Raw genomic sequence first — 7,729 nt, forward strand, 5'->3', positions numbered from 1 at the left:
TACAAATAATACATAAGTTTAGAGAAATATTTTTAGCGAAAAAAGAGAACCCACGGGGGCTCGCGAAGTTTTTTAAGCTAGCTCAGGTATTGAAAACGGGAAAAAGCTTTTAACAAAATTTTTAATTTCATGAAAAGATAACTGAGATGCCAGATTCAAAAATTAAGGAAAAAGTTTCTAGATTGCCCGAGATCTACCAACCTATTTTTGGGTTCCCATCTTTATCAGGTAACAATTCTCGCTCATGCTCAGACCGTCTAGACTCAATTCTTAGAATCGGGCGTTTACTAAAAGAGGATAAAAAAAAACTTAGAGTGTTAGATCTCGGTTGTGCTCAAGGTTTTTTCTCTTTTTCATTGGCTCAAAGTTTGGGTGCGGAAGTTGTCGGAATTGATTATTTGAAAGAGAACATTGACGTTTGCAACGAACTTAAGAATTATTTTGGTTTTGATGAAGTTGAGTTCTACTGCGGAGACTTTGATGTTTTGATTCCAGAACTGCTTTCAAGGAAATTTGATATAGTTCTCGGTTTGAGTGTTTTTCATCATTTTCTTGCAGAAAAAGGTGAGAGAAGAACAGAAGACATTATGCAAAAGTTGGCAAATAATGCCACGATTGCAATCTTCGAACTTGCCGTCAAGGAAGAGGGACTCTATTGGTCAAAATTTTTGCCTAAACATCCTTATTCTCTAATCTCTCCTTTCGTTTTTCGAATCACAATCGAGTATATAGCTACGCATCTGACTTCAGTAAAAAGGCCACTCGTATTTGCATCTAACAACTATGTTCTTGCTCAAGAAAAACTTTACGCCATTCAGAAGTGGAAGGATAAATCATACGAAGAAGGTGTAAAATTTGGGAAATTTTTTATTTTTTCGAAAGGGTATTTCATAACTTTAGTTAAAAAGGAATGCTGTAAAGACTTGGATTGGTCCTCTTTCCAACAGGATTACGATAGAGAATTAGCTGTCAGTTCTTCAAAAATATCTTCCATTCAGATTCCCAACTATTATCTTTTTCATAAAGATCCTGATACTCTATTGATCGTTAGAGAATTAATTTCCGGTTCTCTCCTATATGACGTTTTAAAATTAAAAGAACTAGAAAGATCTCAAAGATCTTCACTCATGAAGGCCATATATGACCAATTAATCCGTTTGTCAAAAGAGGGTCTTTATCACTCTGATGTGAGAAGCTGGAATATTTTATTAACTGAAAACGGTCCGAGACTTATTGATTTTTCATCAATAAGTGAAAAACCTAAAGATTTGGTTTGGCCGTTTGACTTGAACCTAGCCTTAAATGCTCTGTTCAATCAAATAGAGGATGGCATTATTTTTAATGACTATAAATTGATGCCAGTAACCACTTTTATAAATCCACATAATCCCTACTCAGAAAAATTACTGGCTGCTTATTCAGAAGGGTCTTCTTATGAGACTAAAGACGATTTTGGAAAAATGAAATTTGTAAATGCACAAAAAATGTTTATCAATGAATTGGGGAGACTAAAAAGCGAGCTTCAATCAGAACTTCATGAATTCAAAAATGAAAAATTAGAAAAATTAACTTGCGATCTAACTTTAAAAGAAAAGTGCATAATAGATTGTAAACAGACAATTGAAACTCTCGAAGAAAGAGAGAGGCAATTGATGGAAGAAAGAAATAATCTTCTTCAAGAATTAAAGGTAATAAAAGGTTCTAGAGGCTATCGGAGTTTACAGCTCTTAAGAAAATACAGAATTAATAAGTTATTTTTGTTTTTCTTTTCGAGCGAGAAGTCAAAATAAGTAACGGCCTGAATTCTTATTTGACTTGTTTTAAGAATTCAGGCTAATTAAAAAGACTACTTTTTTAATATTAAATACCGCCACATTTTCTTGATAAAATCAAAAAATTATACAAAATAATGGGAGCAGACGTCTTCTGGCGAACTGTCCATCTTAATCTTTCCGTGTTCTAACCAAATAGCACGTGTACAACATTTCCTAATTAAGGATTCGGAATGACTAGCAATAATTAAAACGTTAGCTCGGTCTATCAAGTTGTTTAGTCTGGTTTCTGCTTTCTTTTGAAAATCGAGGTCTCCAACAGACAGCCATTCATCCATTAGTAAGATATCAGGTGAAATCATTGTCGATACAGCAAATGCCAATCTCATGTGCATGCCAGTAGAATAAGTTCTTACAGGCATATCAATGAATGAACCCAACTGAGTGAAGTCGATTATTTCCGGCAACGCTTTGTCTACTTCTTTTTTTGGTATGCCAAGGAGGGCTGCTCGAAGGTAAATGTTTTCTATTCCAGTTGCTTCTCCGTCGATGCCAAGCGAAATACTGATTAGGGATCCGACGTTTCCTATAATTTCAGCTCTCCCTGAGGAGGGGGCGTAGACTCTGCCAAGTACTCTTAATAACGTGCTTTTTCCTGCGCCATTATGTCCTAATAAGCCAACTCTTTCGTGAGGTCCTATCTCCAAATTAATATGATCCAAAGAGCGGACAATCGTTTTACCCGCTTCTGTTAACCCTATTTTTCCCCCTGTCGCTATTCCCATTACTGTTTTTTTTAAAGACCTTCCTTGAGAGTTAAAAACAGGAATATCGACGCAAACATCTTTTAAAGAAATTTTCATGACTACAGCCAATAAGCAATGCGAGATCTATATTTGTCAAAAAACTTAATGGAAATTAGCCATCCAAGTATGCATAAACAGGTTGAGATAATCCAATTCGTAAAACTTGGAGCATTTCCGAGTAACGGCTCTCTAACAATGGCGAGTAAGTGGTAAAAAGGATTAGGCTCAAGGATCATGACGCTTGCTCTCGCGGGCAGGAGTGCAGGGAGCCAAATAATAGGCGTCACATAAAAAAAGATTTGAAGAATGCTTGCAACAATTTGAGTTAAATCCCTAAACCTTGAACATACTATAGATAATAAGATGGACATCCAGACAAGATTTAAGCTAACTATTACGAGCCCAGGAATAAACAAAAATATGTTCAGATTAATCCCTCTTTGAACGCACAATAAAACAATGGGTAATATAATGATATTGTGGAAAAAAATATATAAATTCCTAAATATCATTCTATAGATGTGAGTAGTGAGGGGTAGAGGCAATTGTTTAATGATTGGCTCTGCGGTAACAAATACGGACGTAGCTTCTGTGATTGTAGAAGAAATAAGTCCCCATATAATTAAACCTGTAGCTAAAAACGGTAAAAAATCAGACATCGGAGACTTGAAAAGAGAGCCAAAAATAATCCCGATACACGCGATCATTACCCCTGTAGATATTGTTATCCAAAATGGACCCAGTGTGGATCGTCTATAACGTTGTCTAATATCGGCTCTGGCAAGATATAAAGGAAGCCCAATGTCGAGAGTTGCTCTTTTAATATCCTCCCAACCTTCTCCAAAAAATTTACTCATTTTTATGAAAAAAATTTAGATGACCTATGAGTTTACCGTATAGATACTGAGGTTACAATCCAAGGATTGCGACGTTGTAAATACAAATGAATTTAAGCACCTTTGAACTATTCAAAAGTCTGAATAATGCAGATGGCTCAATAGAGCTATCAAATACAGAACTTATAAAATTACAGAATTGTCTTTTCGACATTTTGTCTGATATAGACCAATTTTGCACGAAGAGTCACATCTCTTACTTTCTAAGTGGAGGGACGGCTCTTGGCGCCCTTCGTCATAAAGGATTTATTCCTTGGGATGATGATCTTGACATTAATATGACCCGAAAAGATTTCTTTGCATTCTTCAAGAGTTTTGAGAAAGCTTTCCCGGGAAAATATGTTGTTCAAAGTCCGGGCCAAACAGAAGATTATTTTCTGACTTCTGGAAGAATTAGACTTAAAAATTCCGCCTATGTCACAAGAGGTGAACAGGATGAAAAAGAACAGGGCATATTTGTTGATATTTTTATCATTGAAAACGTCCCGAATAATGGGCTTTTAAGAAGAGTGCACGGTTTCTTTTGCCTCGGTTTCGGGTTTCTTCTTTCCTGCCGGATGTTTTATAAAAACCGAAACTCTTATCGGTCTCTTCTTTCAGGAAGCCTAGAAGCTAAAAAGGTTTTTAAAATAAAAAATACTGTTGGTTTTTGTACATCATGGCTGTCAGCTTCGGGATGGAACTCTCTTACAAATTGGGTCTATTCTCTGTGTAAAAACGAACATTCTGAATATGTATCTATTCCGTCTGGGCGTAAACACTACTTTGGTGAGCTTTATAGGAGGTCTGGTTTTTGTGAGAAAGACTTCTTAGACTTCGAAGGTCTCCGATGCCCCGTTGCAAAAGACTTAAATGACTATCTCACAAAACTGTATGGTCCGGACTATATGACACCGCCTCCCCCAGAGAAGAGAGAAAAACATTTAATATTCAAATTCAAACTTCCTGAAAATTTTAAAGGTAAATCATGATAACAGCGGTTGTTTTGGGAGCAGGAAAAGGCACGAGAATGGCAAGTTCGACTTTGCCGAAACAATTTTTGAACCTTGGCGGTTTGCCTATGATCGTCCAGACCGTTGAGAAGTTTGCAGTCATAGAAGAGGTAAGCAAAATTGTCGTTGTTGTGTCTAAACCATGGATGACCCATGCTAAAGATTTATTTAGAGATAAGCCTTACGTCGATAAACTGATCTACTGTGAGGGAGGATGCTCCCGACAAGAATCCCTCTTTAATGCTTGTAATTACTTAAAGAATGAGTTTGGCAAAGATGTTGGTGTCATTAGCCATGATGCTGCAAGACCGTTCTTATCAATAAGGATTATTGAAGATAACATCAAACAGCTTAAAAAAGGGAATGCATGTGACACCGTCCTTTCGTGCACAGACACAATAGTGGAGAGCAGAGATTCTGAGGTCATTTCAAATATTCCTAACAGGAATTATCTTTATCAAGGCCAAACCCCTCAAAGCTTTATCTGTCAGGAGTATATCGATGCCTATGAAAAAATCGGAGAGGATCCGTCGGTCACTGACGCGGCAAAACTCTTGCTGAAATATGGAAAGCCCGTTTTGCTAGTTAAGGGTGAACCCTTCAATATAAAAATAACAACTGACTTTGATCTTGCTTTCGCCGACTTTTTGATGTCTTCTAAACAATGATCAATCAAAAAATCAAATTAGTAAGGCCTGGCCTTTTCCTGCCTTTTTTTTCTTCAGAGAGTGAGGCAACAGATAAAGTTATCGTAAAGCCGACAGTTCTATCAATTTGCGCTGCCGACCAGAGATATTTTAAAGGCGCAAGGCCGGCGGCTGTCTTGAAGGCCAAATTGCCTATGTGTTTAATTCACGAGGCGATAGGCCAGGTTGTCTATGATCCTCTTAAAAGATTCAAGACTGACCAGAATGTAATTTTGTTGCCTAATGGAGGAGAAGACGATCTTCTTAATAATTACAAATCTAATTCATACTTTCGTTCCAGCTCGGCCGATGGGTTCACGCAAGAATTTTTGATGATGGGGGCAAAGGAGCTTTTACCTTTTGTTTCTCGGTCACCTAACTATTATGTTTTCGCAGAGCTTCTGAGTGTTTGCTTCCAAGCCATAAGCCGAATACCTCACAATTCTTGGACTCAAGCCACCTCTGTTGGAATATGGGGAGACGGTGTAGTAGGGTATCTTCTATCCGTCTGCATTAAAAAAGAGCACCCAAACCTTAGAGTTAGAGTATTCGGTAAGCATGAGGAGAAACTGTTTCTTTTTTCTCATGCAGATGACGTAGAAATTATCGGAGATGAATACTCTCCATTTTCTGATATAGATATTGCTTTTGAAGCCGTTGGAGGCGCAAAGGCTGGGGAAGCAATAAACCAAATAATAAAAACAATAAAACCATGTTCTTCAATCTGCTTAACTGGTGTTTCGGAATATCCGGTCCCTATTGACACAAGGAAACTTCTTGAAAAAGGAATTTCGCTTATAGGCACAACGCGATCACTAAAAAGAGACTTCGTTAAGGCAAAAGAATATTTGGACAGCGTAGACGACTTTTCAATGTTAGATAAGATCATTTCGAATCATCTTGTCATTAACTCTTCAGAGGACTTAACCCAGGCCTTCTATAGAGATCAAAAAATGCCGTTTAAGACCTTACTAGAATGGTGTATATAGTAAGAGAATGTTCTAAATAGAAACGGTAGTTAAAAATCTTCGGGAGTACTGCTTATCTCTCCATTTGCTTTCAGAGAAGAGAATATAGAGGCAGTAAAAGAGAGTTTAAAGAAGACTGGATCTTAAGGATGATCTATGAAAATTTTATTAGTCGGTGCTGGAATTACAAATCTGACTTTAGGAAGGTACCTCGCTGAAGGAGGTCACAAAGTTGTTATTGTTGATCGAAAAGATCATATCGGTGGAAACTGTTTCGACTATTACGACGAAAACTCCATCGACATTCATGCATATGGCACTCACATCTTCCATACGGATGACGCCGAAGTCTGGAGATTTCTTTCTAAGTTTACGCAGTGGTATCCGTACCAGCATGAAGTGAAGGCATTGGTGGACGGCCAGCTCGTCCCAGTCCCTTTTAACTTCAATTCAATTGAGCAGTTATTCCCTAAACAAATGGCTGAGCGGATGATTGCAGCACTTTTGTCTGAATTTGAGTTCAACAAAAAAGTACCGATTCTCGAGCTTCGTGAGAGTAAAAATCCGGACCTTCAGTTCCTAGCTGAGTACGTTTACGAAAAAATTTTCCTTCACTACACAGAAAAACAATGGGATGTTCGTCCGGAGGATTTAGATCCTTTAGTAACGGGAAGGGTTCCTGTTTTTGTTGGCAGGGATAATCGTTACTTCCAAGCAAAGTACCAAGGTATTCCATTAGAAGGTTACACCCGAATGTTTGAGAAGATGGTTGATCATCCTAATATCGAAGTTCGCCTGAACATCGAATTCGATAAAAGCATGCTAGACGGGTACGACCACTGTTTCTTCTCCGGCGCAATCGATGAATTCTTTGACTATAAATTTGGCCAGTTGCCGTACAGAAGCTTGAGATTTGATTTCCTAACTTTTAATCGGCCTTATTTCCAATCTAATTCCGTTGTTAATTATCCTAATAACTACGACTTCACAAGGATCGGGGAATATAAGTATTTCTTAGATACTCAATCTCAGAACACGGTTGTATCTTATGAGTATCCAGAAGCATTCGAGTTAGGGAAGAACGAAAGATACTATCCTATTCTCAACGAATGGAATACGCGTTTGTACGAGAAATACCTATTTGAAGCAAGTTCAAATCCTAACCTTACTTTCCTTGGACGTTTGGGAGACTATAAGTATTACGACATGGATCAAGCCGTCTCACGTGCCATGAATTTAGCTTCGTCCTGGTTGAAATAATCTATTTGAAGTTGAAGGGGCTTTATATTCAGCTAAAAAACATACTTTGTACTTTTCTGGATAGAGCCTCTTCTTTCTCCTGATTTTGGAAGTGTTACTCTCTTTATGAGAATCTTAAGTTAGCGATGGGCGGCTTTCAAATCAAACAATTTTACCCATTCTCCGAAGGTCTTGAATCAGTCACGGGAGCGGTGACGCCCATTGATGCGGCGACAAAAGAAAAACATAGCTGCTTATTTGGATATAAGGTACGTGTCTTATAGATTTCTTTCCTAAATAATTCTACTGACGGATACTGCCTCTAATTAAAAAAGGAGGCAGAAGATGCAGATTGATTGGCCGCGGTACG

The 7,729-nt window shown here is 37.8% G+C and carries 7 protein-coding genes; 5 read left to right on the plus strand and 2 right to left on the minus strand.

The features are described from left to right. Positions 1 to 146 precede the first annotated feature (146 nt). Complete coding sequence (locus tag ACZND6_RS12405; protein WP_489524750.1) at positions 147 to 1,790, plus strand: methyltransferase domain-containing protein; 1,644 nt, start codon at positions 147 to 149, stop codon at positions 1,788 to 1,790. A 107-nt stretch (positions 1,791 to 1,897) separates the two neighbouring features. Here ACZND6_RS12405 and ACZND6_RS12410 read toward each other — a convergent pair whose 3' ends face one another. Then, complete coding sequence (locus ACZND6_RS12410) at positions 1,898 to 2,635, minus strand: ABC transporter ATP-binding protein (protein WP_489524751.1); 738 nt, start codon at positions 2,633 to 2,635, stop codon at positions 1,898 to 1,900. Positions 2,636 to 2,637: 2 nt separating this feature from the next. Continuing rightward, positions 2,638 to 3,435: an ABC transporter permease gene (locus ACZND6_RS12415; RefSeq protein WP_489524752.1), complete on the minus strand. Its 798-nt coding sequence runs from the start codon at positions 3,433 to 3,435 to the stop codon at positions 2,638 to 2,640. Between the two features lie 86 nt (positions 3,436 to 3,521). Here ACZND6_RS12415 and ACZND6_RS12420 point away from each other — a divergent pair, with 86 nt between their 5' ends. The 4 genes from ACZND6_RS12420 to glf all read left to right on the plus strand — a co-directional run bounded on the left by ACZND6_RS12420 (position 3,522) and on the right by glf (position 7,380). Continuing rightward, the gene (locus ACZND6_RS12420; protein WP_489524753.1) at positions 3,522 to 4,445 is read left to right on the plus strand and encodes a LicD family protein; all 924 of its coding nucleotides are present in this window, start codon (positions 3,522 to 3,524) and stop codon (positions 4,443 to 4,445) included. After that, positions 4,442 to 5,134, plus strand: a complete 693-nt coding sequence (locus ACZND6_RS12425) for an IspD/TarI family cytidylyltransferase (protein ID WP_489524754.1) — start codon at positions 4,442 to 4,444, stop codon at positions 5,132 to 5,134. Before ACZND6_RS12420 ends, ACZND6_RS12425 begins: the two co-directional genes overlap by 4 nt. Beyond that, positions 5,131 to 6,141 (plus strand): MDR/zinc-dependent alcohol dehydrogenase-like family protein, encoded by a 1,011-nt coding sequence (locus tag ACZND6_RS12430; RefSeq protein ID WP_489524755.1) that lies wholly within the window; start codon positions 5,131 to 5,133, stop codon positions 6,139 to 6,141. Before ACZND6_RS12425 ends, ACZND6_RS12430 begins: the two co-directional genes overlap by 4 nt. A 135-nt stretch (positions 6,142 to 6,276) precedes the next feature. Next, positions 6,277 to 7,380, plus strand: coding sequence for a UDP-galactopyranose mutase (gene glf / locus ACZND6_RS12435; RefSeq protein ID WP_489524756.1), 1,104 nt, complete (start codon positions 6,277 to 6,279; stop codon positions 7,378 to 7,380). Positions 7,381 to 7,729: the final 349 nt, after the last annotated feature.

The organism is Parasutterella sp., assembly GCF_057870745.1.